Raw genomic sequence first — 26,092 nt, 5'->3', positions numbered from 1 at the left:
GTGCCGAGCCGCCATCAGAACAGCACCCTCCGGAGCCGGTGGGAATTGAGCGGACCCACCTCCGGCCCAAACCTCTACCATCAGGGAGGAAGGTGCCGCGTGCGGTCTGTCGGGACCGGGGGGCGACGGGAGAGTAGGGAGGCCGTATGCCCGAAGGAGACAGTGTCTTCCGGCTCGCGGCGCGGTTAAGGAAGTCGCTCGACGGCCGCACGCTGAAGCGCGGGGAACTCCGTGTCCCCGCACACGCCACGGATACCTTGGACGGCGCCCAGGTGAAAGAGCATGTGACGCACGGCAAGCACCTGCTGACCCGGTTCGAAGGCGGCCTCACGCTGCACACCCACCTGCGGATGCAGGGGTCGTGGACCGTCACCGCGCCGGGACGAAAGCTTCCCCGCACACTGCTTCCGGACGCGCGCGTGATCCTCGAGGTCGACGGCGGTCCGACGGCGTACGGTATGCACCTGCCGGTCGTCCATCTCCTCCCCACGGGTGCAGAGGGCGACGTTGTCGGGCACCTTGGCCCTGACCCTTTGAGAAATGACTGGTCCGCGCAGGAAGCGGTCCGGCGGGTTCGCCAGGATCCGGAGCGACGCGTCGCCGCTGCCCTCCTCGACCAGCGAAACATCGCCGGGTTCGGCAACCTCTGGGCGAACGAGCTCTGCTTCCTGCGCGGCGTCCACCCGGACACCCCGGTGGGCGACGCCGACGTCCCGGCCATGGTCGACCTCGGAGCTCGCTGCCTGCGCTTCTCCGCCACGCAGGCCCACCAGGTCACCACCGGCAGTCTGCGACGGGGTGAGAAGCACTGGGTGGCGGGACGGGCCGGCAGGCCGTGCCTGCGCTGCGGGACGACGATCCTCGTTCGGGCCGAAGTGGCGGGCGATCCGGGCCGCCGTCGCACCTGGTGGTGCCCGCGCTGCCAACCGCCCAGGTCCGTCAGCTGAAGACCCCTTCGGGCCAGCGGGTCTCAGCGCTCCTCGAGCCCCCACGGCGACCCGTAGCCGGCCGGCGCATCGGCTGCCAGCAGCTCAAGGAACGGCCGGGCGTCAAAGGCCTCGGGCCCGAGCACACCGGTTCCCTGCCACGTGCCGTTCGCCAGCAGTTCCAGCGCAATTACCGGGTTCACGGCGGTCTGCCACACCACTGCCTGTGATGCGTACTCCGCCATCGACCACTCGTTGTCCACCACGTGGTAGAGGTAAACGGCCCGCGGCGCGCCGTCCCGTCCGATCCCCGTCACGTAGACGCCGGCGCAGGTCTTGCCCGTCATGCGCTCGCCGAGGGTCGCCGGATCGGGCAGCGCCGCGGCGACGACGTCGCGCGGTGCCACCGTGACGCCCTTGACCATCAGCGGCTCGGTGGAGTCGAGGCCCAGTTTGTGCAGGGTCTTGAGTACGCCGATGAATTCGTCACCCAGGCCGTACTTGAAGGTCACCCTGCGGGCCTTGGTCCAGCGCGGCATGAGGATGACCTCCTCGTGCTCAACGTTGACGCACTCCACCTCCCCGATGCCCTCGGGAAACCTGAAGACCTCCGGCTCGCTGAACGGCTCGGTGGTGTACCAGCCGAGGCCGCGCTCGAAGATCACCGGCGGGTTCAGGCACTCCTCGATGGTGGTCCAGATGGAGAAGGACGGAGCGAACACCGGCTCCCCATCGGGCCCGGCGACGATAAGGTTGGCGCCGTCGCGCACCGCCAGTTCATCGATCGAGGAGAAGAGTTCGTCCTCCGCGTAGCGGGCGAAGACGTCCGACAGCCCCGGCTCCACCCCCATTCCGACCAGGGCCAGCCGGCCGGCGACCTCCCACTGCTGGGCCAGCGCGAACTGCTCGTCGCCAAGCATCACCCCGGTCTTCGCGTACGGCTCCTCCGGGTGTCGGACCGACAGGCTCATCGCCATGTCCAGATACGTGGCACCCGCAGCGAAGCAGCCGTTGAAAATGGGCATCACGAACCGGGGATCCACGGCATTGAGCACGTGGGTGATGCCGTGGTCCCGCACCAGAGCGGCGACCGCCTCCGCCGACGACGCGTCCACCTGCGCGGCCACCAAACGGCCGTCGTCGAACAATTCCACCAGGGCCTGCGGCCGGGCGGGATCGTAGTCGGCCACCACCAGCAGGTCGAAGAACGTGCGCCGGACGGCGATCCGCACCGCAGCTGATCCCACGCCGCCGGCGCCGACGATGAGGATGCGCATCAGGCCAGGCCGCCGTCGACCGAGCGCCGGTAGGTATCGGGGGAGTCGGGCACCAGGACGGGCGTATCGGCGTTCAGGCTCTCCCCGCGGAAGAACGGCTCGGACCCCTTCCGGGTCCGCCAGGCGAGCATGAGCACCAGCCCCAGGGCGAGGGACCCGATGCCGACGACGAAGGTGCCGCCGATCCCGAAGAGCACGCTGTACCCGTAGTCGATATCGGCCATGTCGACCGCCGACCGAATGAACGCCGCGGTCAGCATCAGCGCACCCAGCAGGGGGAGCAGGAACCGGAAGACGAAGTTGTGCCGGGAGGTGAAGAGGTCGCGGCGGAAGTACCAGACACAGGCATACCCGGTGATGGCGTAGTAGAAGGCGATGGCCAGGCCCAGGGACAGGATCGAGTCGGCCAGGATGTTCTCGCTGACGAGAGTCATCACCACGTAAAAGGCGACGGCGGAGATCCCCATCACCAGGGTGGAGAAGGAGGGTGTCCGGAAGCGGTCGTGCACCGTGCTGAACCGGCGGGGGAGCGCCCGATAGACGGCCATCGAGAGGGTGCCCCGGGCGGTCGGCAGGATGGTGGTCTGGGTGGAGGAGACCGCCGAGACGAGCACCGCCACCACCAGCAGCCAGGCGGCCGGGCCCAGCACGGCGTCCTTCAGGGCGAAGAACACATCCTCGGCATTGACCTCGTTGCCCAGCCCGGTCCCTTCCTCGCCTACCCCGGCGTACATCATCGCCGCAACGGTGACCCCGACGTAGGTGATGAGCAGCAGCACCGTGGTGATCAGCGCGGCCAGGCCCGGGATGCGGCGGGAGTCTCGGGTCTCCTCGTTCAGCGCAAGGCATGTGTCCCAGCCCCAGTAGATGAACAGGGCCAGCAGGATGGCCTCGGTGAACCCTGCGGCGCTGTCGAAGGCGAAGGGGTTGAACCACTCCAGCGACGGCGCCGTGGCGTTTTCGGCGGTGCCGTTGGCCACTCCGACGAGGGCGAACACCACGAAGAGCGCCAATGCCAGGTACTGGACGGCCAGGAGGACGTTCTGCAGCTTGGCACCGATTTCGACGCCGCGGTAGCTGACCAGGGTCATCAGTGCGATGAAGAAGACCCCGGTGGCGGTGACCAGAAAGGAGTTTTCGGCGAGCGTCCCGTCGCCCACGAGCAGCCACAGGTAGAGCCCGGCGATCTGGGCGAGGTTGGCGAGCACGATGATGCCGGCGACCGCCACCCCCCAGCCGGCCATCCAGCCCACCCACGGGCCGAACGCCTTGGTGGCCCAGGTGAAGGAAGTGCCGCAGTCGGGGACGTCTCGGTTGAGCTCCCGATAGGCGAAGGCGATGAAGAGCATGGGGATGAACGCCAGAATGAACGCAATCGGGGCCTGCGCTCCGACCGCGAGGACCACGAAGCCGAGTGACGCCGCCAGCGAGTAGGCCGGAGCCGTCGACGCAAGCCCGATAACCACCGACCCCCACACGCCCAAGGTCCCGGCTGCGAGTCCCTTCCCCTCACCCGACGGCGTGCCTTGAGCATCTTTTCCAGTCGCTGTGGAACTCATCGTGCGCCTCCGCTGTCCGGCCGGCCGGCGTCATTGTCGGCCGCAAACGATGTGACGCCCCTCACTATACTGACTAGCCGGTTTCCACAACGGCCCTTTTCTGGCGGGGACGGACGCCCGGCGCGCCGGACCTCCGCAGCCCAGCCCGGCAGCACCGATGAGTACCGGGAAGGGTTGTGCGCGCCTCAGTCCACGAATTCCGACTGGGTCTCGATGAAGTCCCAATCGCCGGAGGACAGAGTTGTTCCGCTAAGGTCGGGGCCGCCCACCGCACTCACGGCACGGGCGGCGTCCGGGTCGATCACCGACGCCCGAAGGTTCTCTCGGAACCATTCCTTCGGCATGACGTCCAGAAGGACCCACCATTGTTCGATGCGTAGTTCTGCCATGACTGTGCCCCTGACGACGTGGACTGTCCCTCAACGGTAGGCGCGTTGAATCCGCCCTACAAGGGCGCGCACAATCCCGCCGCCTGGATGACCTGCCGGCACACGGAGGGCCCAGAAAGCAATCTGGGCCTGCGCTTATATCCGGACGGCCACCGTTAGACGCATCCGACACCGTTGGACGCATCCGAAACGCCGCTGCTCGAACTGGAATCCACCGTCCGGAGATTGAACGTCACGCTTTCCCGGCGTCGAGCGGCGGGGTAACTACTGGGAAGGACTCCTGAAAACCGAGTAGTGGCGCGAGGGATTCAAGTAGGAACGACACCGAATTTGAGCCGGGCGCTGCAAAAGGCGTGAAGTACCGTCGCCGGAACGGCGCGGTTCAATGGGGGTTCTCGGAACAGAAAAGGCGCCGCCGCACCCGGATCTGTCGACCCGAAATGGCAGGACGCTATGACAGCAGTTCGACCAGCACCAACGCCCACCACCCCTCCCACCTCAGCCCGCGCGCCGCGCCGCAGCCGCCTCGCGCCGCTCGTCTCCCGGCTGGTCCGGATCCTCAACCCGCAGGGGCCCGGCTCCGCTCGAAGCGCTGCAACCCTGCTGCTGGGCACGACCCTTTCCCTGATGGCAATCGGACTGGTCATGGTCCTGTCTGCCTCGTCCTTCGCCCTGGCCTCCCAAGGGCAGTCACCCTACAGTACGTTCCTGCGGCAGGGCCTCTGGTGCGCCCTCGGGCTCATCGCCCTCGTGGTCTGCGCGCGGACCCCCCTGCACCTGTACCGCAGGCTTTCCCGGGTGGCCCTGGTGGGATCATTCGTGCTGGCCGTACTCGTTTTCACGCCGTTGGGCGTGGAGGTGAACGGCAACCGGAACTGGCTTTCCCTTGGGTCAATGACCATCCAGCCCTCGGAGTTCCTCAAACTCAGCCTGATCCTCTGGGGCGCGGGGATGCTGACCGACCGTCCGAACCTCTCGCGCGAGCCCCGCCACCGCGTGATTCCTGTCCTCCTCGCGTCGCTGGCCGCACTGGGACTGGTCCTCGCTGGTCGGGACCTCGGCACTGCGCTGATCCTCGCCCCGGTGGTTGGCGCCCTCTTCTACTTCACCGGTGCCCGGCTCCGCTCGCTGATGCTCGGTGCAGGCGTCGTCTTTTTCGCGGTCATCATTGCGGTCCTCTCGAGCCCGAACCGCCTGAAGCGGATCCTCGTCTGGCTCGACCCCTCCGGTGCCGGGGCCGCCGAGGGACTGGGCTACCAGGGCACCCACGCCGTCTACGCGCTCGCCGGCGGCGGGGTCTTCGGGGTGGGCCTCGGGCAGAGCCGACAGAAGGTCCACTGGATTCCCGAGGCCCATAATGACTTCATCTTTGCCGTCCTCGGGGAGGAACTCGGCCTGGCCGGCGCCGCCCTGGTCCTGATCCTCTTCGCCACGCTGGCCGTCGCGATCGTCCGGATCGCGCGGCTGGCGGGCAGCGCGTACGCCATCTGCGTCTGCGGCTCGGCGCTGATCTGGGTGCTGGGCCAGGCGGTGGCGAACATCGCCGTCGTCACGGGCCTGGTTCCGGTCGTGGGGATTCCTCTTCCCTTCATTTCCTACGGCGGCTCGTCGATCATTGCGCTGCTGGCCCTGGTGGGCGTCCTGCTTTCCTGCCTGCGCACCTCCGGGACGTCCCGGGCCGCGGTCGGCTACGGCTGAGCGGCAGGTTCTAGGACCCAGTCGGGCGGGTCGGCGCCCCACGGCCGCGCCGGAAACGGCCAGTCCTCCGGTCCCTCGTCGTAGGCCAGCGCGGGCAGGGCGGTGGTGATACCGTCCGGGCTTACCACAACCGTCGGCGGGCCGGGCTTCAAAGGGGGCAGCAGCGGCCGCGGGTCCTGCAGCAGCCCGGCCGCGATTCCGGCCAGGGAGGACTCCAGGAGCCAGGTGCTGCCCTCGTCCTGCTGGCGCCGCAGGGCGGAGAGCACACCGGCGGCCAGGAGGTATCCGGCTGCGTGGTCAAGTGCCTGCGCCGGCAGGACGCCGGGGCGGACGCCGTCGGGGGATTCGCGCATCGCGATGCCGCTGACCGCCTGCACAATGCTGTCGAAACCGCGCCGCTGCGCCCACGGGCCGGTGTTCCCCCAGGCGCTTAGCCGGGCGAGGATGATGCCCGGGCGCCCGCCGGCCAGGGCCGCAGGCTCGAGCCCGAACCGGTCGAGGGCGCCCGGCCGGTAGCCGGTGACGACGACATGCGCGCCGTCGAGCAGGCGCCGGAAGGTGCGTTCATCGGCCGGCAGGGAGAGATCGAGCAGGGCGGTGCGCTTCCCCGCTCCGGTGTCGAGGTGCTGAACGGGCATCTCGGGAAGGGCCGGGCTGTCGATCCGAAGGACATCGGCCCCCAGCAGGGCGAGGGTCCGGGTGGCGACGGGCCCGGCGATCACCCTGGTGAGGTCCAGAACCCGCAGTCCTCTGAGTGGAGCCGCTGCGGTGGCGTCAGGGGAGCCGGGGAAGCGGGCCGGCGCCGGGCCCAGCCGGGTCAGCGCCAGCGGCGGCGCATCGGGGGGGCCGCCCCAGTCGGCCAGGCCCTGCCCGGCGGGCCGGACAGCGGCGGCGATCCCGCCCGCGGCATACACCCGGTGCTCAATGTCCCGGGCCGCGGCGGAGCGGATGCGGGCCGCGAGCTCGTCCGGCCCGGCGCCGGTCGCCAGCTCAAGTGCGGCGAGGAGGCGGCCGCGGTGATGCGGGTAATTCGCGTGGGTCCGCACCCACCCGTCGGCGGCCTCCCAGAACCCCGACAGCGGCGCCCAGAGATCGGGGCTAACACCCCGGAGCCGCAGGTGGCGCTCGCTGGTGAACGCCGTAGCGATCCTGCCGGCGTCGAGGTGGACGGCCCGGGGGCGGCCGCGGGGGAGGAGGGAGTCGGTCCAGAGGGCGGCGGCGAGGGAGGCGGCGGCGACGGCGTCCCGGGCCAGCCGCGGCACGTTCAGGGCCGAGGTGAGGGCCGGCTCGCCGCCGGGCGGGACGCGCTTCAGTGCCGCGGGATCCTCCCCGAGCGCGGACCAGGCGCAGGTCAGCAGGGAGGCGCCCTCCCCACCGGCGCTCATGCCGGCTGCCCGGCCGCGTCGGAGGCCACGAGGCTGCAGCAGGTCTCGGGCGGTCCGTGGAAGGTGCGGCGGTAGGCGGCGGGGCTGACGCCGAGCACCTTGTGGAAGTGCTGGCGCAGCAGCACGGCCTGGCCGAAGCCGCTCCTGCGGGCGATGGAGTCGATGCCCAGGTGGGTTTCCTCGAGCAGCAGCTGGGCCCGCTGCACCCGCTGCGCGGTGATCCATGCCGCCGGGGTGGCCCCGGTGACTGCCCGGAACCGCCGTGCGAAGGTCCGCTCCGACATGTGCACCCGCCGCGCGAGAACCGGCACGGAGAGCTCCTCCTCGAGGTTGGCGCTGAGCCACACCAGGAGCTCCTCGATCGGGTCCCCGCCCGAAGCGGGGATGGGCCGCTCGATGTACTGGGCCTGCCCGCCGTCCCGGTGCGGAGGCACCACCATGCCGCGGGCGACGGCGGCGGCGGCCCGAGCCCCAAACTCCTGGCGGATGAGGTGGAGGCTCGCGTCGATCCCGGAGGCGGTGCCGGCGCTGGTCAGAATGTTGCCGTCCTGGACGTACAGCACGTTCTCGTCGACCGTCACCGCCGGGTACTGCTCCGCGAGCTGCCGGGCATGGGACCAGTGGGTCGTGGCGCGCCTGCCGTCGAGCAGCCCGGCCTCGGCCAGGGCGAAGGCTCCGGAACACACCGAGAAAAGGTGCGCGCCGCGGCGGTCGGCGGCCCGCAGCGCATCGGCGACGGCGTCGGGAAGGGGATCCCCGGAGTGGGAGGGGATCATGACGACGAGGTCCGCATCGTCGGTGGCGGACAGGTCGCGCTCGACGACGATGGAGAAGCCGGTTTCGGTCTCCACGGTTCCCGGCACCGGGGTGCAGATGCGGAAATCGAAGACCGGGAGGCCTACGTCGAGGTTCGAACGGTCGACGCCGAAGACCTCGCAGATCACCCCGAACTCGAAGGGCGTGACGCCGGGAAGGACGATCAGGGCCACTGAAGTGAGCATGGTCACAGTATGGCAGAAAATCGATGGAAAGTGGCGTTTCTGCCACTATTTTTTGGGGTCCCCGACTTGCAGACTCAAGGCATGGACTTTCTTCTCACTTTTCCAGCCATTGCCGCCGCCGTCGTCGGTCTTTCCGGGCTCGGCCTGCTGCGGCTGATCCGGTCCGACGGCTTCCACTCCGTTGCACCGCCTGCCGGCCACGCCGCCTGGCGGGCCGGCACGCTGCCCAGCGTTCCCTACGCCGGCGCCCGCGACCTGGGCGCCTGATACCCCTACCCGTCGGAACGACCCGAAGGATCGAACATGCTGAACCAACCAGCCGAATACTTCCTTCGGCTCCACGCGGAGGACCAATCCCGGCTCCTCGCCAAGGCCGAACATCGCCGGAACGCCGCCCGCAGGAGGGCAGGCACCGCAGATCCCCTGCCCGGGCGCCCGGCACCTGCCGGAATCCTCCGGCGGGTCCGCCTGATCTCCGCGCTGTGGCTGCCCGCCCGGCCCGGGGCGGTACCGCAGACAACCTGCCCCTGAGTCCCGCAGGGCGCTGGGCCTGAAGGTGGCAGGGCCGGCGGACAGACCGGCCCCGCCGAGGAATACCGCTACTTTCCGGCCGCCTCGTCGAGCATGTCGCACACATCGCGCACGAGCGTGGTGGTGTTCGTCGAGACCCTCACCGAAAGGGGTTCGACGGCGGCCGGGTCCTCGGACAACTGGGCTTCGATGGTCAGCGTCCCGCGCTCGTAGTAGAAGAATTCGGGGAAGCCTGCCGCTCCCAGCGCCTGGGCGTCCCGGTCACCCAGGGGGAAGATGAGCGAGGCCCCTTTCAGCGAGTCCTCAATGGTCAACCCATCGGCGGAAACCCGCTGGGTGACCGGTCCGGAGATGTCGAGTTCGTCAATGAACGCGCCGTCCGAGGCCCGGGTCAGGTCCACTGTGGCATCTCCGCGGTATTTCAGCTTGATTCTTCCGTCATCCTTCACCCGGGACTTGTAGTGGACCTCCCGGACGTCGCCGGCTGCCACCCTTACTGTGCTGCCGCACGCCTTGACGCTGGAAGGCTCGTAGTAGTCCTTGGGTACGGGAAGATACTCACCGCCGGTGTCTGCAGGCGGCCAGGGGGCGGGTTCTTCCTCCTGGGCGGTGGCGGACGCCGATCCGGCGAGGAGGCAGAGCGTGGTGAGAAGCGGAAGGCACACCTTTGTCGAGGTTTTCATTTTCGGGCTCCTGGGCGTTGCAGGAGAGCAGTGAGAGCGCGTCCTGCCTGGATATGCATTGGATGCCGAAGCGGCGACAGGTCCGCTGAGGGAAAAGGTGTCCAAGTCCGTCAGTCCGGGCGCACAATGCGGCAAACCTATGCCCGCGAATTTCGCGCTGTCAATGGGAGCCGGGGCCACGCCCCTACCCAATTAAAGGGAGGGTATCCGGCTTTCCGGCCCTGGGAGGCGGGCCCGCCCGCGGGAGCGCCACCGGCCCGTTCCGGATCCGGGCCAGCCTCACCCAGACGGGATCCTCCGGTGCGGATGACGTAGGCTGGACTCACCATGGCAGCCACCGATTTTTCCGCAGAGATCCGCGCACTGCGCGCCAAGTACACCTCGATCGAACAGGTTTCCGACGTCGAAGGGATCCGCAAGGACATTGCGGAGCTCAGCGAGGAAGCCGGCGCCCCGGACCTGTGGGACGACCCGGCCGCGGCGCAGAAGATCACCTCCAAGCTCTCCCACCGGCAGTCGGCCCTCGAGCGCCTCGAAACGCTCCAGACCCGGATCGACGATCTTGAGATCATGGTCGAACTCGGGCAGGCCGAGGACGACGAGGACACGCTGGCCGAGGCCGAGAAGGAACTCGTTTCGCTGGGGAAGGCCCTGGATCAGCTCGAGATCGTCACGCTGCTCGCCGGTGAGTGGGACGAGCGTGAAGCCGTGGTCACCATCCGCTCGGGCGCCGGGGGAGTCGATGCCGCCGACTTCGCCGAGATGCTGCTGCGCATGTACCTGCGCTGGGCCGAACGCCACGGTTACCCCACCCAGGTCCTCGACACCTCCTACGCCGAGGAGGCCGGGCTGAAGTCCGCGACCTTCGAGGTCAAGGCCCCCTACGCCTTCGGCACGCTTTCGGTGGAGGCCGGCACGCACCGCCTGGTGAGGATCAGCCCCTTCGACAACCAGGGCCGCCGCCAGACCTCCTTCGCCGCCGTCGAGGTCATCCCGCTCATCGAGCAGACCGACGTCATCGAGGTGCCCGACAACGACATCCGCGTCGACGTTTTCCGCTCCTCCGGGCCCGGCGGCCAGTCCGTCAACACCACCGACTCCGCGGTGCGCTTGACCCACCTTCCCACCGGGCTCGTCGTGTCCATGCAGAACGAGAAGTCCCAGATCCAGAACCGCGCCGCCGCCATGCGCGTGCTCCAGTCGCGGCTGCTGCTGCTCAAGAAGGAGCAGGAGGACGCCGAGAAGAAAGCCTTCGCCGGCGACGTCAAGGCCTCATGGGGCGACCAGATGCGCTCCTATGTGCTGAACCCGTACCAGATGGTCAAGGACCTCCGGACCGAGCACGAGGTGGGCAACACCTCGGCGGTGTTCGACGGCGAAATCGACGATTTCATTGACGCCGGCATCCGCTGGCGCACGAACAACCGCAACGCCGACGCCCAGTAGGCGCCGGCACGCGGCATGCCGGGTCCACAGGATGCTGCGGCGCCTCTGGCCGGTTTCCTGCGCTTCTTTCCCGCCCGGGGCGCCACTTTCCTCAACGGGCGGGCATGCGGTGCCCTATATTAGGCAGCATGAACGCTGCTTTGCGGGGTGCGGCAGTCCCGTTCCGGGTGGTGTTCAAGCAACAACTTTCACTTCCGACACACGGTGCGGTAGTCCCGGAAGGCAAAGAGGCGTGGCTATAGTCGAGGAGCCGGTGCTTCCTTCCTCCAGCAAATGCCCGTGAACCGGCTGGACACTATGGGCGCAGAGTAGTCATGATCCGATTCGAAAACGTCACCAAGGTGTACGACGCCACGTCGCGCCCCGCGCTCGATTCAGTCTCCCTCGAGGTAGACCGGTCCGAGTTTGTGTTCCTTGTCGGAGCCTCGGGCTCGGGCAAGTCGACCTTCATCCGCCTCGTGCTCAAGGAGGACAGCGCCTCCCGCGGCGCCGTCTACGTCGCAGGCCAGAACGTGGCCAATATTCCGAGCTGGCGCGTGCCCCGGCTCCGGCGCGGCATCGGGGTCGTCTTCCAGGACTTCCGCCTGCTGCCCAACAAGACGGTCTTCGCCAACGTCGCCTTCGCCATGCAGGTCATCGGCAAGAGCCGGGCGGTCATTCGCGAGACCGTCCCCGAGGTGCTCAAGACCGTGGGCCTCGAAGGTAAAAACAACCGCATGCCGCACGAACTCTCCGGCGGTGAGCAGCAGCGCGTGGCGATCGCCCGCGCCATCGTGAACCGCCCCGGTATCCTCCTCGCGGACGAGCCGACTGGAAACCTCGACCCCACCACCTCGATGGGCATCATGAAGGTGCTCGACCGCATCAACTCCAACGGCACCACCGTGGTCATGGCCACCCACGACGACGACATCGTAAACACCATGCGCAAGCGGGTCGTCGAGCTGCGCAACGGCGCGGTGGTGCGCGATGACGCCCAGGGCATCTACATCGGCGAGACGGAGGCGGTGGCCGAATGAGGCTCGCGTTCATCCTTTCCGAAATCGGCTCAGGGCTCCGTCGAAACCTCTCGATGGTCATCTCCGTCATCCTGGTCACTTTCATCTCCCTGACCTTCGTCGGTGCGGCCGGCCTGCTGCAGCTGCAGATCAACCAGATGAAGGGCTACTGGTACGACCGCGTGCAGGTGGCCGTGTTCCTGTGCGTCGAAAACTCGACCTCGCCGAGCTGCGCCGCCGGCCCGGTCACCGAGGAGCAGCGGGACACCATCCGCGGCATGCTCGAATCGGAGGCCTTCACCCCCTACGTCGCGTCGGTCGAATACGAATCCCAGGACGAGGCGCTGGGACACTTCAAGGACCAGTTCGCCAATTCCCCGATCGTCGATTCGGTCACCGCGGATCAGCTCCCCGAGTCCTTCCGGGTGAACCTCGTTGACCCGGAGAAGTATGAGGTCATCAACGAGGCGTTCTCCTCCCTGCCCGGCGTCGACGTCGTCAGCGACCAGCGCGAACTCCTCGAAAAGGTCTTTTCCGTCATGAACCGGGCCTCACTAGGGGCTTTATTGGTTGCGGGGGTGATGACAGTGTGTGCAATACTCCTCATAGCGACTACCATCCGGCTGTCGGCATTCAGCCGACGGCGGGAAACCGGGATTATGAGGCTGGTCGGAGCCTCGAAGGCAGTGATTCAGCTGCCCTTCATCCTGGAAGGGGTAATCGCCGCTGTTGTCGGAGCTCTCTTGGCCTCCGGTGCGTTGTGGGGAATGTCCCGCTTCGTCATCGGCGGCTGGCTCGCCCGTGAGTATCCGGAGACGGCGTTCATTTCGGATCAGCAGGTTGTCCTGCTGGTTCCGGCGCTCATCCTTCTGGGCGCGCTGCTGGCTGGGGTCTCATCACTCCTGACCCTGCGGCGCTACGTGAAGGTCTAGGGCCGGGTCGGCAGTACTAGGGGACAGGTACAGTTCATGGATTTACGCTCGGTGCATCGGGGCCCACGGCCCTTTTTCATCCGTACGACGGCTGGGGTCTCGATCGCGCTTGCGGCCGCCCTTGCCCTGGGCTTCGGCACGCCCGTCTTCGCCGACGACCTCGAGGACCGCAAGTCGGCGCTCGAATCGGAAATCAGCGAAGTGCAGCAGTCCATCGAGTACCTCGATGAGGACATCACCGAAACCATCGCACAGCTGAAGGTGTACCAGGGGCAGCTCCCGGCGGCCCAGCAGGCCCTCGCCGATGCGCAGGGACGCGTAGAATCCGCGGCTAACGAGGTCAGCGCGCTGGCCATGCGTGTCCAACTCGCCGAGGAAACGAAGACGAAGATTTCCGACCAGCTCGCCAAGGACAAGGCGGCCATCGAAGACACGCGCAAGGTGATCGGACAGATCGCCACGCAGGCCTACAAGAACGGCGGCGTCCCCTCGGACGTCTCCCTCATGCTCGGCGCCGACGGCGCCGAGAGCCTCACCAACTCCATGGACATGGTCGACCAGGCGCTGCGCGGACAGAACGCGGCGATGGACCGGCTCTCCCAGCAGAGCGCGACGAACGCCAACAGCCAGGCCCGCCTCACCGCCGTCGAGGCGGAGATCAAGGACCTGAAGTCCCAGGCCGAGGCCGCCCTTCAGGCCGAACAGGCGGCGCGCGACGCCGCCGCCACCGAAAAGGCGAAGGTCGACACGCTCATTGCCGACACCTCGGCCCTCTCGGCGAAGCTCCAGAAGCAGAAGCCCATCATCGAAGCGCAGCTTGCCAGCGTTGAAAAGGCCCATGAGAAGGTGACGGCCGACATCGCCGAACGCCAGCGCCGCCTTCTCGAGGAAGCGCGCAAGGCCGAGGAGGCCCGGCTGAAGGCCGAGGCCGAGGAACGTGCGCGGGTCGAAAACGAGCGCCGTGCCGCTGCCGCTGCCGAAGCCGCCCGCATCGAGAACGAGCGCCGCGCCGCCGAGGCCGCCGCCCAGAACCGTCCGGCCCCCGTCCCGGTGGCGCCGGTGGCACCCGCCCCGGTCGCGCCGGTCATTCAGCCGCCGGCCCAGGGGAACCCGTCCGCCTTCAAGCTCCTTGCGCCGGTCAACGGCCCGGTCAGCTCCGGTTTCGGCTGGCGCCCCACCCCGATCGGCAGCATCGACTTCAACGGCACCGGCGGCTACACCCACACCGGGCTCGACTACGGGGTCGGCTGCGGCACGCCGCTGTACGCCCCGGCGTCGGGCGAGGTCTGGTACGCCGACTCCGATGCCCTGCAGGGCGCCGGAAACCGGATTGTGCTCAACCACGGGGTGCGGGCCGGCAACGCCCTGGCGACCAACTACTACCACCTGGCCAGCTTCAACGTGTATCCGGGACAGCGGGTCAGCGCCGGCCAGCTCATCGGCTACACCGGGACCACCGGCAACTCCACCGGCTGCCATCTTCACTTCGAGACGGTGCTCAACGGCAGCCTCGTGGATCCCTCCGGTCTCCTGTAGCCGTAGAATAGGACCCACTGTTTCCACGCGGGCTCCGGCCCGCCCCCCGCTGTCGAAGGAGTTTGCCGTGCCCAAGGAAAGTGGCCGGAAGGTAGTGGCCACCAATCGAAAGGCCCGGCACGACTACGAAATCCTCGACACCTACGAGGCCGGCATCGCCTTGATGGGCACCGAGGTAAAATCACTGCGCGCCGGGAGGGCCTCCCTCGTTGACGGTTTCGCCGTGTTCTACAACGACGAGCTGTGGCTCGAGGCGATCCACATTCCGGAGTACACGCAGGGGAGCTGGACCAACCACGCTGCCCGCCGCCGCCGGAAGCTGCTGCTGCACCGCGAGGAACTGACGAAGATCTCCCAGAAGATCCGCGAGTCCGGCTTCACCCTGGTGCCGCTGCAGCTGTACTTCCTCAACGGCCGGGCCAAGGTCGAACTCGCCGTTGCCCGCGGCAAGCGGGACTACGACAAGCGCCAGACGCTGCGCGAAAAGCAGGACAACCGCGAGGCGCTGCGCGCGATGCGCGAGAAGAACCTCGGCGCCTGATGAGCAATGTCTTCTGGGAGGCGCAGGAGGAGTCCGAGCATCCCGACGAGTCGGAGCTGCGCTACAAGCGCCCGTGGTGGGTCACCCTGGGCGCCGCCGTCGACCTGCTCCTCCTGTTCGCCATCGTTCCGGTGGGGATCCTTTCCCTGATCCCCTTCTTCTTCCTGATCTACATCTACCTCGCCCAGGTGCTGGTGTGGATCTCTCCGGTGCTCCTGCTGCTCAATGCCGCGGTGTTCTGGTGGAGCTTCCGGCGCAAGCAGGCAGCCACGACGGCCCTGGCTGCCCTGGGGGTCGCCTTCGTCACGGTGTCCTTCGTCGTCGTCGCCCTGTGGCAGGCCCAGGTGGTTATCCTCGGCATCCGCTTCTGACGGCGGCCCGTCAAGGCCCGGGGGCAGGGAATCACCGCGGCGGCCCATGCGTTACACTGGACGTCTGGGACACGCCTCACGGCAGGTTCCGGACATTGGTAACTCAATACGGGGATGACAGGTTTCGACGATGTTAGTCGCGACAGGGGAAGCGGGCCGAGGATACAGGGTTATCTCGTTAACGCTCTCTGTAAAACAATAAGTGCCGAATCTAAGCGCACTGACTTCGCTCTCGCTGCCTAAGCAGCCTAGCTAGTCCGTCAGACCGGGTTTGCTCTCGCCCCGGATCCTGGCGTCATTTAGAGGGCCACTGCTCCTGGTTTTTGTTGTAGGAACCAGGGGGACTCTTATACAACTGAGCTCGGCAGCCACTTGTTTGCACGATGGCTGGAGCTGAGAAAAACCGACGCAAACTGCGCCCGGAGAAGCCCTGACAACACTGCATCGGACGCGGGTTCAATTCCCGCCATCTCCACCGGACAGATTCATGAAGTGTCTTCTTACTTCGAGAATCGCAAGCGGTCTGCTACCGTCTTCTAAACGCGAACCACCATGGTTGTCCACCATGGTTTTCGGGGGGAGACGGCAGTGAGAACCGTACTTATCAACCGGCATCAGCTGGCTACTGAAGGCCTGCCCCTCCCCGAGGGGCAGGCCTTCGACGTTTCAGGGGTTCGCACGATCTTCGATGACAGGGGATTGCCTGACGGGTTCCCGTTCGTCGTGGATGACGACGGCGGCGTCAGTGGCTGTCGATACCTGAACCAGTACTTGCTCGACGCTAACGAGCAGCGAGCCTTCGACTTGGTCAATATTCGCCGTTTTCACGTTTATCACCTTGCGAGGCTCCTCCGCTTCGTCCGACGCCAGCGGGCCCAATGCTTGGCCGAGTTGGCAGGTCAGTCGCTCGAGGACTGGATGTCAGTCAATGGAGAGCCAAGGATCGATCTAACCCAGACGACCCGCCAGGATCTCATCGGCTATCGCGACGGCCGGCAGGGTGCCGTCGAGTTCACCACCCTCGATACCGAGATGAGTTGTCTGTCCTCATTTTTCCGCTATGCCGTGACCATGGGGTGGATTTCGACCAATCCATTTCCCCGCTGGGGAAACCGGAATACGCTCATGTCCGGTAAACGGAAGGTCCGGCAGGCCCGGTTCCTGACTGCCGATCAGACCGCCCACTTCTTAGCTGCCGGTCTTCGGGGTGATGGATCCGATACAGCGTCCCGTCCCGCCGCCTCGGAAAGGGATTACGCGTACGGGCTGCTGTTGGCGGCAACCGGCCTCCGGAGAGAAGAGGGTGCGCTCCTTCTCGATAACGAAATCCCGCCATTGGCTGGAATTCCTCACGACGGAGTGCACGTCTTCGACCGTACTGGCAAGATGGGTTTCACCCGATCCATCTACGTGACCGCCGAGGTTGCTAAGGCCATCGATCTCTATCGACAAACCGAACGAATCGCTCTCGTCCGGCGCCACCAGTCCTCCCTGCGCAATCATCGCCGCCAAGGCCGACTCCTCGTTGTCGATGGACTCACGCGGCTGCGGGGTCAGCCGGCCGTCATCATGAACGGGCACGCCCGTCCCACGCTCGCTATGACCGACGAAGATCGCGCTCGAGCAGTCCGGATTTTGGAGGATGGCTGCATTGAACCGCTCGGCTTGTTCGTGGCGAGGGGCCTGCCGCCGGTGCTGGCTTACTGGAACGAATTGTTCTCCGATGCCCGGGACCGGGTATTCGAACTTGGCGGTCCGAACCGGCCCCCCGCACACATCTCCGTCACCCCGCACACTCTTCGGCACACCTTTGCCGTGACGATGCTGGCCGGGCTGATGCAAGAAGGTCAGCATCGCGCCGGTGATCCCTACCTCCTGCTCGCCAACCCGGTGCTAACTGTCAAGGAACTACTGGGGCACCACAGCATCGCCGCCACATACCACTACCTTTATGCCGCTGAAACCTGGCAAGGTGAAGTGCCGCGCGCTTTGCGATCCCTCGCTGCCGGACTTGTTGGACACACGACACAGGACCCCCACCCAAGCGTGCAGCACCGCTATGTTGAGGAAGAGGCATGACGCGAGGCTCATACAGCACCCCGGAAAGCCCCTCCGGTGTGCCTTCGGCACCCGCCCTCTCGGTCGAGGACTCCCGCATCTATACGCGGCGTGACTATGGGCGCACCGTCAGGTTGTCCCTCATCCCGGCGGACTTCCTCCTGCCCGTGCTCGCTGCGGAACTCGGTGACAAGTGGCTAGAGGTGGCGCAGGAGAACGGATGCGAGATGGGGCAATTGCTGGTATCAGTACGCAGATTCCTCACCCATGTCGGCGAGCAGCTTCATGCGGCAGGCTCTGAGTCCTTTGCACTCGGCGATCTGCGCCGCCGGCACCTCGACGGATGGGAAATGTCCCTCCTCGCCGCGCACCAGGAGTCAAAGACCGACACCTACTACCGGCACGCACTCTACTTCTTCGCCCTCTTGAGACGCATCCGCGACGACACCCCTCACGTGCTGCACCCGGAAGTCGTGCGCCGGCTCGAGCGCGGGACGAGGCTCCGCCAGCGTCGCGGCGAGGGACTGCCCGCCTTCTCCCCGGGTGAGGCCCGCGGGATGCGGTCACACGCCCACCGTCTTGTTTATTCCCACCTCCGCCTCTGGGCAGATGGGAAACCGGGGCCTGCCCCGCCTCCGCCGGTCCTAGTCGCTGCCCACGTTCTGCTGAGTCTGGCCACCGGAGAGCCACCGGAGGTCATCCGTGCCCTTCAGGTGGACGACATCAAGGCTACAGCCTCGGCTGAGCATGACCCGGCAGTGGAGGGCATGACGCCCGCTGCCAGGCTCGCCTGGCTCGCCGAACGGAATCTGGTGGAACAGTACGGGATCACGTGGACCAAGAACCGAGCGAGGGAAACCTACCAAGACGTCTACACACGGCACGACCACGCAGTTCACCGGGCGCTGACAGCAATCATCCGGCTTACCACGGGGACGCGTGAGCGCAGTGGCCTGCCCGCTCTTTGGCAGCGAGAGCAGGTGAACGGTCGGATCACCGAGCCTACGTGGAACACCAAACCTTTGGGCCTTCGCCGTTGGATTGATGGGACGGGCGTGAAGGTCAGCGAACCCCAGGTTTGGGCACGGTTCCGGAAAACCGTCGTGGCCGACGAGGTGCTGGCCAACCCCCGCCGCTACCTCGACAGTGGGCGGAGGCACGGGGCTGAAGTATTCTTCCGGCACTACACCAACAGTGGAACTCTTCGAGCTGAAGCGGGACGCCATCTGATCGAGAGTACCGACGCCATGTTCGAGGCCGCTTTGACCGGACCCACCGTGGTGACCCCCCAGACAGAGCAGATTCTCGCCAATGGCCAAGAAACCTCCGGACTCGACGCGGCCACCGCGAGGGCCCTGCTGCAGGGGGACCTTGACGGGCCCCAGACCGCGTGCCGCGATCCCAAGAACAGTCCATTCGACGCCCCCGACACCATTTGCACCAGATCAATGACCGGAACCTGTTTTGGTTGCGGCAACGCCCTTATCACCCAGCGCCACCTGCCGGCCGCGCTGGCTATTGCCGAAGTCGCCGACCCGGCCCGTGCCGCCGATCCGCAGGTGTGGGCTTCCCACTGGAAGCCGATCTACGAGATCATCACCCGGATAATTCTGCCCGCGTTCCCTCCCGATACCGTCAGCGCAGCCCGCCAGCAGATCGCATCGGTGCCGCTCGATCTCGGCATACGCAACGACATGCGGGGTATTCATGACGATGCCTAACCCCGCACGTTCCCCAAATCTCGGCATCTTCGCCCCCGACGAACCGGTCTGGGCGTCTGAGCCGGACGGACCGCGTTACGGCCAAACCGTTTGGGACATGGGCCCACTCATTACACGGAAGTCTCAAGCCGAGCGCAGGATCGACTTAGCCGAAATTCCCGACGGCTACCGCTCTGACGCCGCGGGCCTGATGATGGTACTCGCACAACCCGACCATCCGGCCGTCATCAACGCCGGAGTCATCCGTCGAGACGGGCCCGCGCCAACGTCAGCTGTGTACGGCACCTACCTAAAATTGCGTACTCTCGCACGATGGGCCACCGCCCGGTCCCTGCCGTCATTCGGGATTTGGGAGCAGCGGGACTGCGACGGTTTCTTGGTCGACCTCCAAGCTGGACAACACCGCGAAAACGGCCGGGGCTTAGCCCCTGGCACGGTCCGCGGTTACATGGAGGTACTCAAGCTGCTCCGCGACTTTCAAGCCGTCTTGTCCGAGGGGTTATCTTTTCAGCCTTGGGGTGCCCGTTCCGCTGCGGAGATTGCCGGTCAGGATGGGTGGCGCACCGAGGTCGAGGCCGCTCCGCTGATATGGAGTCTATGGGCGCCGCTTCTCGCAGCCTCGTGGGCCATCGTCGATCAGTGGTCGCCGGACATCATTACGGCCTTCCGCGCCCGACGTGATTTGCCGCCTGACCCGGTCGGGCCAGGGGGCGCGAATGCCCTGAAAATCATCAGGGAATGGGATGCGGCTAGCGGTAAAATACCGCTGCATACCGGCTTCGGCCGCAGCCCCGGTACGCGGGGTGAACCTAACACGAGGCTGTTGTGCCGGCTGTTGCCAATCAGCGACACCATTCTGAGGCGGTCCAACCACAACTATTGTCAGGAGGCAGTGGACCTTTTGGCTGCCGCGGCAGCGGACCCGGCCCGCAGGCTCTTTGGTGGGCTGATTGAGCCTTCAGTTCTCGTTACCCAAAGAGACGGTACCCGGACCCCGTGGGTTGGCGAAATCGGCCTTGGTGAGACCGAGCGTTTCGTTGGTGTGCTGCGTGCCGCCTGCTACGTCGTCATCGCCTGTCTGAGTGGTATGCGGGACGGGGAGATCCAAGAGCTGCGGCGGGACTCAGTCACCACGCGCGACGGTTTACCCGCTCTGGCGAGCATTCAGCACAAAGGCAATGACAGACTGGAGGGAGAAGCACGATCGTGGTGGGCCCCGCAACCGGTGATTCGCGCATGCGAGGTACTCGCTGAAGTTAGTCAACACTCCGACTACCTCTTTGCGCGTATGGCGACCAACGCTGGCCCCTACAGTGGCGACCGGGACCTCCCTCGCCTCATATCGTTCGTTAACGGTGATCCGATCACACGGCCCGGGCGCGGCTCCGGTCTTGGCCTCCGACCGATCGACACAACAGATTCTGACAGCATCAACGCCGTCACCCTGCGCCGCTCGTTCGCGGTTTACTCCACGACCAAACCCGGAGCAGAACTTGGTCTGGGAATTCAATTGGGCCATTCGGCATGGCGCATGACCAGCGGTTATTTCAGTGACGGCCAACAGCAGGCTGTTCAACACCTTGACTCTGTCCGGAAAGGGATCCTGCGCGAGCAGGCCGCCGCACTCATTGCGGACCCAACCCCCGTCGCCGGACCGGCAGCACGGCATATCACTTCTTTCCGCGCCCAGGTTGTCGCCGATTCGTCTCGTGCAGACCGCATCGCTGACACCATCGCCGATCGCCTCCACTTCGGTCTCACCAATGACTGCATGTGGAATGCGGCCACCAGTGGCTGCGGAACGGATCGACCTCACCTGAGCGATCACATCTGCATCGGATTGGACTGCTCTAACGCACTGCTCACGCAAGCCCATGCTCCTGTCCTACGGGATGGTATCGCCCGTATTGACGCCTACCTTGACCGGGAAAAGGGAAACCCGGACATGCGGGAGCAGATGCAGCGCAACCGAACCAACCTCTCTCGAGCGCTCCGTGACCTAGGTCAAGGCCCGTCCTCGTCCAACCCGATGGAGGAGTAATGCCCGCAAGTCGAAAGCGCGTTTCCGACGACGTGATGACCCGTGTTTCGAAAGCCATTGATGCCCTTGCTGCCGACCAAAGCGCGCCGCGGACAAAGCGGCAGATTGAAATCCTCAGCGGGCTTGGCCATGACGCTGTGGCTCGGGCGTTCAGGCAAGACGCCGCCGAATCGGACAATCCGCACCGGCTAAACGAGAAACTCAACCGACTGATCGCGCCACTTGGCACCAGCCGGCGGAGCCCCGCCGCCGAAGAAAAGTATCAAGACAAGCAAAAAATTGTCGAGCTCAAGCAACAGGTCAGCGAACTTAACCGTCAGCTCGACCGATACGCAATGACACTTTTTGCGGTCTATCTGGCAGACAACCCGAGCGCCGAAGCGAGCAGAGCCGTCTCCATTCGTCGACACCGACAGCAAAGGCACTGAAATGTATTACAGAACTGAAGCAGCACTCCGTCTGCATATCTCGTCCGCAGACTAGCCACCATCCTGATGTGCGCGCGATAAGGAGGTTTCGCAATGTCGCTTTTGCCGTTGCATCAGTGCGTAACAATGGACCTCAGCTCATTGAACCTGCTTCCTGACAGGTTCCAACACCTCGCGCTAGGGGTTCCTCACGTCCTGCCTCACGACTACGCGTTCGTTCCTGATGAGCCCGTCACCGAGTACGAGTCCCGTTGCGACTGAAATGGTCAGAGATCCCTCGTATCGCCGATCAAGTCCTTCGGCGGTGAGAGTCCAAGTGCCTTTAACCTGATCCCCCTCCTTTCCACCAGGCACGTACAGCACAGAGTCCTCGCGGTCAGTGTCGAATGATCCTCGCGGCCGAAGGGCAGGCTCCTCGAAAACAGCGTCGGCTGAACCGTCGCTTCGAAAAGCGGACTGCCATGTGCCAGGGATCATGCTCGCCAGGCTCGGGTGACTGGGGATTCCAGTGAAGGGATCGTCATAGGGCCCGTAGGGCCGTGGCTGAGGAAGGATGTCAGACAGGTCGAGTTCGTCGGTGTCTTGGTGCTCAATGTGTTTCACTTGTTCGAGGTGGACAGCCAACTGAACGTTTTTGAGGTATATGTCCGAGTTGTTCACGACCCGGAAAACTGCCCCTGGCAGAGCGCGTGCGAGGTACTGCTCAGCTATCTCGTCGGCCAGCTCGAGGCCGATTGCAGCCCATTCCTCCACCTCGTGTTCGAATCGGACTCGGGTGCGCGTCTCGGGCTTTTGGAAGGGGTTGCCAAGAATACCGAAAGGAGACGATCCTCCTGACCCTGACCCTGACCCTGAGCTTGTGGCCGGACGTGCAGGAGACAGCAGAGACTCTTTGGTTGTAGTTGTATACCGCTCCAAAAACGTCCGCTCCCATCGGGCCCCGTAGAGAGGGCTCACAAGTTCTACGGTCAAGTCGAGATCCGGCGGTCCACCACCAGCCTGTAGGCGCTGTACGAGCGCCCGGTGCTCGTTGCCGCGGGCGCTTCTGGTCTCAGTCCGGTTTCGCACATATACGCCCCCATCCTGAATGCCCTCACTCGCCCTATAGGACACATGAATCGGATCGCCCGCAACAGGAGCATCAACGATAAGGATGAGAACTTCGCGGTCATTCTGGTCAGCTGGAAGGCGACGTGCAGACCAGACAGGGCCTTCATCACCCAGAAACAGGCGTAACGCGTTTTCGAGCTGGTGATCCTCAGTCCGAGCAACACCAATGCGGTGTCCATCTTCCAATCCGCACACCATCAATCCGTGCCCTCCCATGGCACGATCGGCTACCTCAGGCAGTCTGTTGGCCATCCCGATCAAGCACTTAGCAATTTTTCCAATGCCAGGGCTCCGTAACGGTTCGATCTGGGACTTTTGTTCCAGCCAGAAGTCCTCGAAAGGCGGCTCGGACTGCTGCTGATCCGCAAGGGCGACCACAAATCTCTCCCAATCACCCTGCCGGCGGGGAAACTTCTCCACATCCCAGTTCAAAGCCATATACGTACTCTGCCTTGTTCTGAGGCTGACCACCACGTCATACAGCGCGTGCGTCAGTCCATCCTCGAAAGTGTTGCGTCGAGTACCACGGGAACACCACGGACCGCCCTTTGTGGTGGCCGGCGACTGGCACGGCGATCTGGGCTGGGCGATCACCGCGAGCCGGTCGGCAGCCCGCGAAGGAGCTACTACGATCCTGCATGTGGGTGACTTCGGGCTGGACTGGCCGGGGCCCAAACGAGGACGCCACGAAGGACTCCGGAACCGTTAGTGCCACGTCCTCTATACAGTTGAGGTGATGTGGGTACGGCCTCAGGGACAGAGACTGACCGGACCCTAGCGAATGTTTCCCGCCTCAATCCGCGGCCCGGGCTGATCTGTTTCTACCTCGCCCGCCGCCGACCCAACGTCCCGTGAGCCATGCCGTACAACAGCTTCCGCTACGAGACCTGACTATCGCCCAGGAGAGAGAAGCTGCGACCATCCGAAAGTGCTGTGACTTACGCAGGTGGTGTTACCGCTTCATTGAGAAGATCTCCCGGCTTGACGCTAAGCACTTCGGCAATCCCGACGAGAGTTGATGCCTTCGGGTTGGAGCCGGGCAGGGGATCCCCAGGTGATCCCCGGCCTGCCTCGATAAGTTGGATCTGATTCTTGGTGATCCCTGCACGGTAGGCCAAGGTTTCCTGCGTCAGACCGTTTAGCAGCCGCAGCTCTCGGATCCGCAGTCCAAGTTGGAGCGCGTGTTGTTTCGTCCAAGGCATGCATTGAACATGTCAATATGGCCTAATACAATCGACCCTATAGATAAGGTTTTTTCTGCAGTGGACGTGACGTTCGTCCCACAGCGTGTCGCGACCAATGGAACGTATAACCCGACCGGCTGCCGGACAACTAGCCCCTCAGGCCATGGCATCACCAGGAAGAGGACCGGCGGTGGTTCAACTCAGCGTTAAACAGCTGGTGGAAATCCTGCAGGTGGGTCGGGAGATCGCCTTCGATCGGGTGTGGATGGCCGCAGACACTGCCATGGGGCGCTTTGCTGGTCGGGTGGAGCTGTACCTGATCGTGCGGGTGGGCCTCGGCCGCACGGTGTCCCTGAAGACGGTGCCCTGGTTCAGTGAGGCCGTGGAGCGGATCGTACCAGGAGCCACTGTCGGGGTGGATGGGATTGGGGACCTCGACGGCTTGCGCGATCCGGCAGCCCGTGAGGTCCTGCTTCATATGGTCGAGCTGACAGACCGCCTCACCGACCGCGACGAGGGGCTCTGGCAGGTCATCACCGCCTCGGGCACGGTGTATCTCCTGGACCTGGGCCCGGGCCAGCGCACCCTGACCCGCCTGCCTGGCCGGGAGAAGCCGAAGGGAGACTACGCCCGGATCGAGGTAGCCGGCCTCCGGCGGGACGGGGAAACCCTGCCCCTGCTGGCTGTAGGGCAGCTGCAGCTCGGCCAACCCGCAGCCCTGCTCCTCGATGTGCGCCGGGATGGTATTCCCACGGTCCGCAGCACCACCCCGGTCGTTTCGATCGAACGGCTTGACGGGGCATGAGACAGCTATGGAACTGATCGCTCGGGTGTGGAGAGCTGGTGACTCGTGGGCCGTCGAGGTGACGGAGGTCCCAGGTCTGGTCACCCGGGCACGCCATGTCCACGAAGTGGTCGATGTGGTCGCCACAGCGTACGAACAACTGACTGGTGCCCTGCCCGAGCCATTTCTCGTCGCGCTGGAAGTCGACTACGGCGATGCATGGCTGCATCGGTCGCCGTGGCCGGTGCGGAGCAAGTGGAAGGATATGTGGTGAGTCAGGGAGCAGGCTGCAATCGTGGGTGACGGGCCGCTGAGATACAGACACGAGGGCAGGCGATTAACACCATCAATAATGGCAGACCTTGCGAGGAACCTTGTGCAGGAGCCGGTGTTCCGGCGTTCCGTGCTTGGAAAGATACAGGAGTACCACCTGGCAATGGGCGGGGCGCCGACCGAGACGGACATTCGGACCCTAATCAAGAAAGCTGTGCTCATACTGGCGCGTACGGGGTTGCTTGAGCCTGCGGGCAAACCCGGTTGGTGGCGCTGGCGGGCAGGCGCAAACATCCCGGCCGAGCAGCAGTTCGGCGCAGGTGTTCTGGCAGCAGGGGAATTTGAAGTGGCCCCGCAGGGAGCCAGTGAGGGCCGGGGGTCTGGGTGCATTTATGTCTACTATTTCCCGACCTACAAGGAGCTGGCCGTCCGAAAGCAGGAGGCACGCTGGCCGGTGAAAGTAGGAATGACCGCCACCGGCAATTCCTGCATCCGGGTGTTCAATCAGCAGGGCACGGCCATGCCTGAGGCTCCGGTGGTCGCCTATGTGCGCCGGACGGACACGCCCCGCCGGCTCGAACAGGGCCTGCATGCCATCCTTCACTGCAGAGGCCAGCAGCTAGTTGATGCCCCTGGCGCCGAATGGTTTTTGTCCAGCCCCGATGAAATCAAAAAGATCGTGGATTGGGTACTCGTCCCGTATTCCGGCGCTGACACGACTTAGCCTTCCGCCGATGAATGACCTGACCGACGTCAAGGAGGGGAAATGATGAACCATCCATTTGCATGCATTTCGAAGCGGAAATTGGGGCGTGCCGTGTGGGTCCGATCCTGCTCAACGACTGACGGAGGCCGCCCGGGCTGGACCAGCGCATCACGGCGAGACTCCTTACCTCCAAGGAATCGCCCGACAGGAAGCCGAGGTGACGTAGGAGCCGGGCACAGCCATGAGGGTGCTTAAAGACGGCTGAGCAGGTAAACATAGAACAGGTGAAAATGTCTTGTGCAACCACTGGCCCGTGCTTCGACATGCCCCGGCCTGATTGATGGATGAGCACCCTGCGCCAGACTACCCGGCAAGTTTTCTCCATGGTGTCCAGTCCCTCCTGGCTAACGCTGAAGGGCCGGCCTCAGGCGCTCCCCAATACGTGGGGCTTTGACTATTTCACCTGAGCCCAGGTGTCCGGCTCGCTCCATCGCGAACAGCCGAGTCGCGAGGC

Annotated in this window: 25 protein-coding genes and 1 other RNA gene; 18 read left to right on the top strand and 8 right to left on the bottom strand. The window is 65.2% G+C overall.

The features are described 5' to 3' along the window. The first annotated feature begins 146 nt into the window (after positions 1-146). Positions 147-947, top strand: coding sequence for a DNA-formamidopyrimidine glycosylase family protein (locus E2F48_RS16215; RefSeq protein ID WP_133404997.1), 801 nt, complete (start codon positions 147-149; stop codon positions 945-947). 23 nt (positions 948-970) lie between these two features. Here the strand turns inward: E2F48_RS16215 and E2F48_RS16210 are convergent, their stop codons facing one another. From E2F48_RS16210 to E2F48_RS16200, 3 genes are all read right to left on the bottom strand, one after another. Further along, positions 971-2,203, bottom strand: coding sequence for a saccharopine dehydrogenase family protein (locus E2F48_RS16210; RefSeq protein ID WP_133404996.1), 1,233 nt, complete (start codon positions 2,201-2,203; stop codon positions 971-973). Continuing rightward, complete coding sequence (locus tag E2F48_RS16205; RefSeq protein WP_133404995.1) at positions 2,203-3,762, bottom strand: APC family permease; 1,560 nt, start codon at positions 3,760-3,762, stop codon at positions 2,203-2,205. The genes E2F48_RS16210 and E2F48_RS16205 overlap by 1 nt, the downstream gene beginning before the upstream one ends. A 185-nt stretch (positions 3,763-3,947) precedes the next feature. After that, positions 3,948-4,151: a hypothetical protein gene (locus E2F48_RS16200; RefSeq protein WP_133404994.1), complete on the bottom strand. Its 204-nt coding sequence runs from the start codon at positions 4,149-4,151 to the stop codon at positions 3,948-3,950. 453 nt (positions 4,152-4,604) lie between these two features. Here E2F48_RS16200 and ftsW point away from each other — a divergent pair, with 453 nt between their 5' ends. Continuing rightward, the gene (gene ftsW / locus E2F48_RS16195; RefSeq protein WP_133404993.1) at positions 4,605-5,849 is read left to right on the top strand and encodes a putative lipid II flippase FtsW; all 1,245 of its coding nucleotides are present in this window, start codon (positions 4,605-4,607) and stop codon (positions 5,847-5,849) included. On the opposite strand, the gene E2F48_RS16190 is transcribed toward ftsW, so the two are convergent. Beyond that, positions 5,840-7,234: a CoA transferase gene (locus E2F48_RS16190; protein WP_133404992.1), complete on the bottom strand. Its 1,395-nt coding sequence runs from the start codon at positions 7,232-7,234 to the stop codon at positions 5,840-5,842. The two genes, ftsW and E2F48_RS16190, sit on opposite strands and share 10 nt — an antisense overlap. Next, a complete protein-coding gene (locus E2F48_RS16185; protein WP_133404991.1) occupies positions 7,231-8,235 on the bottom strand; it encodes a GlxA family transcriptional regulator in 1,005 nt (334 codons plus the stop codon). The genes E2F48_RS16190 and E2F48_RS16185 overlap by 4 nt, the downstream gene beginning before the upstream one ends. A gap of 81 nt (positions 8,236-8,316) precedes the next feature. Here E2F48_RS16185 and E2F48_RS16180 point away from each other — a divergent pair, with 81 nt between their 5' ends. Continuing rightward, on the top strand, positions 8,317-8,502 hold the full coding sequence (locus E2F48_RS16180) for a hypothetical protein (RefSeq protein ID WP_133404990.1): 186 nt from the start codon (positions 8,317-8,319) through the stop codon (positions 8,500-8,502). Between the two features lie 36 nt (positions 8,503-8,538). Next, complete coding sequence (locus tag E2F48_RS16175) at positions 8,539-8,766, top strand: hypothetical protein (protein ID WP_133404989.1); 228 nt, start codon at positions 8,539-8,541, stop codon at positions 8,764-8,766. A gap of 68 nt (positions 8,767-8,834) precedes the next feature. Here E2F48_RS16175 and E2F48_RS16170 read toward each other — a convergent pair whose 3' ends face one another. Next, positions 8,835-9,449: a hypothetical protein gene (locus E2F48_RS16170; protein ID WP_133404988.1), complete on the bottom strand. Its 615-nt coding sequence runs from the start codon at positions 9,447-9,449 to the stop codon at positions 8,835-8,837. Between the two features lie 327 nt (positions 9,450-9,776). On the opposite strand from E2F48_RS16170, the gene prfB reads away from it, so the two are divergent. From prfB to E2F48_RS16115, 11 genes are all read left to right on the top strand, one after another. After that, a complete protein-coding gene (gene prfB / locus E2F48_RS16165; RefSeq protein WP_133404987.1) occupies positions 9,777-10,895 on the top strand; it encodes a peptide chain release factor 2 in 1,119 nt (372 codons plus the stop codon). Positions 10,896-11,209: 314 nt separating this feature from the next. Then, complete coding sequence (gene ftsE, locus E2F48_RS16160) at positions 11,210-11,914, top strand: cell division ATP-binding protein FtsE (RefSeq protein ID WP_133404986.1); 705 nt, start codon at positions 11,210-11,212, stop codon at positions 11,912-11,914. Beyond that, entirely contained in the window at positions 11,911-12,825 is a 915-nt protein-coding gene (gene ftsX / locus E2F48_RS16155) for a permease-like cell division protein FtsX (RefSeq protein ID WP_133404985.1), read from the top strand. The genes ftsE and ftsX overlap by 4 nt, the downstream gene beginning before the upstream one ends. A gap of 36 nt (positions 12,826-12,861) precedes the next feature. Beyond that, positions 12,862-14,361: a peptidoglycan DD-metalloendopeptidase family protein gene (locus E2F48_RS16150; RefSeq protein ID WP_133404984.1), complete on the top strand. Its 1,500-nt coding sequence runs from the start codon at positions 12,862-12,864 to the stop codon at positions 14,359-14,361. A gap of 67 nt (positions 14,362-14,428) precedes the next feature. Further along, positions 14,429-14,902, top strand: a complete 474-nt coding sequence (gene smpB, locus E2F48_RS16145; RefSeq protein ID WP_120165137.1) for an SsrA-binding protein SmpB — start codon at positions 14,429-14,431, stop codon at positions 14,900-14,902. Continuing rightward, positions 14,902-15,273 (top strand): hypothetical protein, encoded by a 372-nt coding sequence (locus E2F48_RS16140; protein WP_133404983.1) that lies wholly within the window; start codon positions 14,902-14,904, stop codon positions 15,271-15,273. The genes smpB and E2F48_RS16140 overlap by 1 nt, the downstream gene beginning before the upstream one ends. Before the next feature lie 110 nt (positions 15,274-15,383). Continuing rightward, positions 15,384-15,751, top strand: a transfer-messenger RNA (tmRNA) gene (ssrA, locus tag E2F48_RS16135). Positions 15,752-15,861: 110 nt separating this feature from the next. After that, entirely contained in the window at positions 15,862-17,352 is a 1,491-nt protein-coding gene (locus E2F48_RS16130) for a tyrosine-type recombinase/integrase (protein WP_221411703.1), read from the top strand. After that, positions 17,349-19,052 (top strand): hypothetical protein, encoded by a 1,704-nt coding sequence (locus E2F48_RS16125; protein WP_133404982.1) that lies wholly within the window; start codon positions 17,349-17,351, stop codon positions 19,050-19,052. The genes E2F48_RS16130 and E2F48_RS16125 overlap by 4 nt, the downstream gene beginning before the upstream one ends. Before the next feature lie 97 nt (positions 19,053-19,149). Continuing rightward, a complete protein-coding gene (locus E2F48_RS16120) occupies positions 19,150-21,093 on the top strand; it encodes a hypothetical protein (protein WP_165968800.1) in 1,944 nt (647 codons plus the stop codon). Beyond that, entirely contained in the window at positions 21,093-21,521 is a 429-nt protein-coding gene (locus tag E2F48_RS16115) for a hypothetical protein (protein ID WP_133404980.1), read from the top strand. Before E2F48_RS16120 ends, E2F48_RS16115 begins: the two co-directional genes overlap by 1 nt. 177 nt (positions 21,522-21,698) lie before the next feature. On the opposite strand, the gene E2F48_RS16105 is transcribed toward E2F48_RS16115, so the two are convergent. Further along, positions 21,699-23,069 (bottom strand): hypothetical protein, encoded by a 1,371-nt coding sequence (locus E2F48_RS16105; protein WP_133404979.1) that lies wholly within the window; start codon positions 23,067-23,069, stop codon positions 21,699-21,701. Between the two features lie 500 nt (positions 23,070-23,569). Next, the gene (locus tag E2F48_RS17815; RefSeq protein WP_133404978.1) at positions 23,570-23,833 is read right to left on the bottom strand and encodes a helix-turn-helix domain-containing protein; all 264 of its coding nucleotides are present in this window, start codon (positions 23,831-23,833) and stop codon (positions 23,570-23,572) included. Positions 23,834-24,005: 172 nt separating this feature from the next. On the opposite strand from E2F48_RS17815, the gene E2F48_RS16095 reads away from it, so the two are divergent. From E2F48_RS16095 to E2F48_RS16085, 3 genes are all read left to right on the top strand, one after another. Beyond that, entirely contained in the window at positions 24,006-24,620 is a 615-nt protein-coding gene (locus E2F48_RS16095; protein ID WP_133404977.1) for a hypothetical protein, read from the top strand. Between the two features lie 7 nt (positions 24,621-24,627). Beyond that, on the top strand, positions 24,628-24,873 hold the full coding sequence (locus E2F48_RS16090; protein ID WP_133404976.1) for a hypothetical protein: 246 nt from the start codon (positions 24,628-24,630) through the stop codon (positions 24,871-24,873). Between the two features lie 78 nt (positions 24,874-24,951). Then, on the top strand, positions 24,952-25,596 hold the full coding sequence (locus E2F48_RS16085) for a GIY-YIG nuclease family protein (RefSeq protein WP_133404975.1): 645 nt from the start codon (positions 24,952-24,954) through the stop codon (positions 25,594-25,596). Positions 25,597-26,092: the final 496 nt, after the last annotated feature.

The sequence above is a fragment of the Arthrobacter crusticola genome, from assembly GCF_004357995.1.
Classification (GTDB): domain Bacteria; phylum Actinomycetota; class Actinomycetes; order Actinomycetales; family Micrococcaceae; genus Arthrobacter_D; species Arthrobacter_D crusticola.
Note: the sequence above shows the minus strand (reverse complement) of the source record. Positions and strands in the feature narration are given on the sequence as shown.

Excerpts from the sequence above, each read along its gene's own strand:
- E2F48_RS16215 (WP_133404997.1), top strand. The coding sequence starts at position 147 with ATGCCCGAAGGAGACAGTGTCTTCCGGCTCGCGGCGCGGTTAAGGAAG.
- E2F48_RS16210 (WP_133404996.1), bottom strand. The coding sequence starts at position 2,203 with ATGCGCATCCTCATCGTCGGCGCCGGCGGCGTGGGATCAGCTGCGGTG.
- E2F48_RS16205 (WP_133404995.1), bottom strand. The coding sequence starts at position 3,762 with ATGAGTTCCACAGCGACTGGAAAAGATGCTCAAGGCACGCCGTCGGGT.
- E2F48_RS16200 (WP_133404994.1), bottom strand. The coding sequence starts at position 4,151 with ATGGCAGAACTACGCATCGAACAATGGTGGGTCCTTCTGGACGTCATG.
- ftsW (WP_133404993.1), top strand. The coding sequence starts at position 4,605 with ATGACAGCAGTTCGACCAGCACCAACGCCCACCACCCCTCCCACCTCA.
- E2F48_RS16190 (WP_133404992.1), bottom strand. The coding sequence starts at position 7,234 with ATGAGCGCCGGTGGGGAGGGCGCCTCCCTGCTGACCTGCGCCTGGTCC.
- E2F48_RS16185 (WP_133404991.1), bottom strand. The coding sequence starts at position 8,235 with ATGCTCACTTCAGTGGCCCTGATCGTCCTTCCCGGCGTCACGCCCTTC.
- E2F48_RS16180 (WP_133404990.1), top strand. The coding sequence starts at position 8,317 with ATGGACTTTCTTCTCACTTTTCCAGCCATTGCCGCCGCCGTCGTCGGT.
- E2F48_RS16175 (WP_133404989.1), top strand. The coding sequence starts at position 8,539 with ATGCTGAACCAACCAGCCGAATACTTCCTTCGGCTCCACGCGGAGGAC.
- E2F48_RS16170 (WP_133404988.1), bottom strand. The coding sequence starts at position 9,449 with ATGAAAACCTCGACAAAGGTGTGCCTTCCGCTTCTCACCACGCTCTGC.
- prfB (WP_133404987.1), top strand. The coding sequence starts at position 9,777 with ATGGCAGCCACCGATTTTTCCGCAGAGATCCGCGCACTGCGCGCCAAG.
- ftsE (WP_133404986.1), top strand. The coding sequence starts at position 11,210 with ATGATCCGATTCGAAAACGTCACCAAGGTGTACGACGCCACGTCGCGC.
- ftsX (WP_133404985.1), top strand. The coding sequence starts at position 11,911 with ATGAGGCTCGCGTTCATCCTTTCCGAAATCGGCTCAGGGCTCCGTCGA.
- E2F48_RS16150 (WP_133404984.1), top strand. The coding sequence starts at position 12,862 with ATGGATTTACGCTCGGTGCATCGGGGCCCACGGCCCTTTTTCATCCGT.
- E2F48_RS16140 (WP_133404983.1), top strand. The coding sequence starts at position 14,902 with ATGAGCAATGTCTTCTGGGAGGCGCAGGAGGAGTCCGAGCATCCCGAC.
- E2F48_RS16125 (WP_133404982.1), top strand. The coding sequence starts at position 17,349 with ATGACGCGAGGCTCATACAGCACCCCGGAAAGCCCCTCCGGTGTGCCT.
- E2F48_RS16120 (WP_165968800.1), top strand. The coding sequence starts at position 19,150 with ATGGGCCCACTCATTACACGGAAGTCTCAAGCCGAGCGCAGGATCGAC.
- E2F48_RS16115 (WP_133404980.1), top strand. The coding sequence starts at position 21,093 with ATGCCCGCAAGTCGAAAGCGCGTTTCCGACGACGTGATGACCCGTGTT.
- E2F48_RS16105 (WP_133404979.1), bottom strand. The coding sequence starts at position 23,069 with ATGGCTTTGAACTGGGATGTGGAGAAGTTTCCCCGCCGGCAGGGTGAT.
- E2F48_RS17815 (WP_133404978.1), bottom strand. The coding sequence starts at position 23,833 with ATGCCTTGGACGAAACAACACGCGCTCCAACTTGGACTGCGGATCCGA.
- E2F48_RS16090 (WP_133404976.1), top strand. The coding sequence starts at position 24,628 with ATGGAACTGATCGCTCGGGTGTGGAGAGCTGGTGACTCGTGGGCCGTC.
- E2F48_RS16085 (WP_133404975.1), top strand. The coding sequence starts at position 24,952 with ATGGCAGACCTTGCGAGGAACCTTGTGCAGGAGCCGGTGTTCCGGCGT.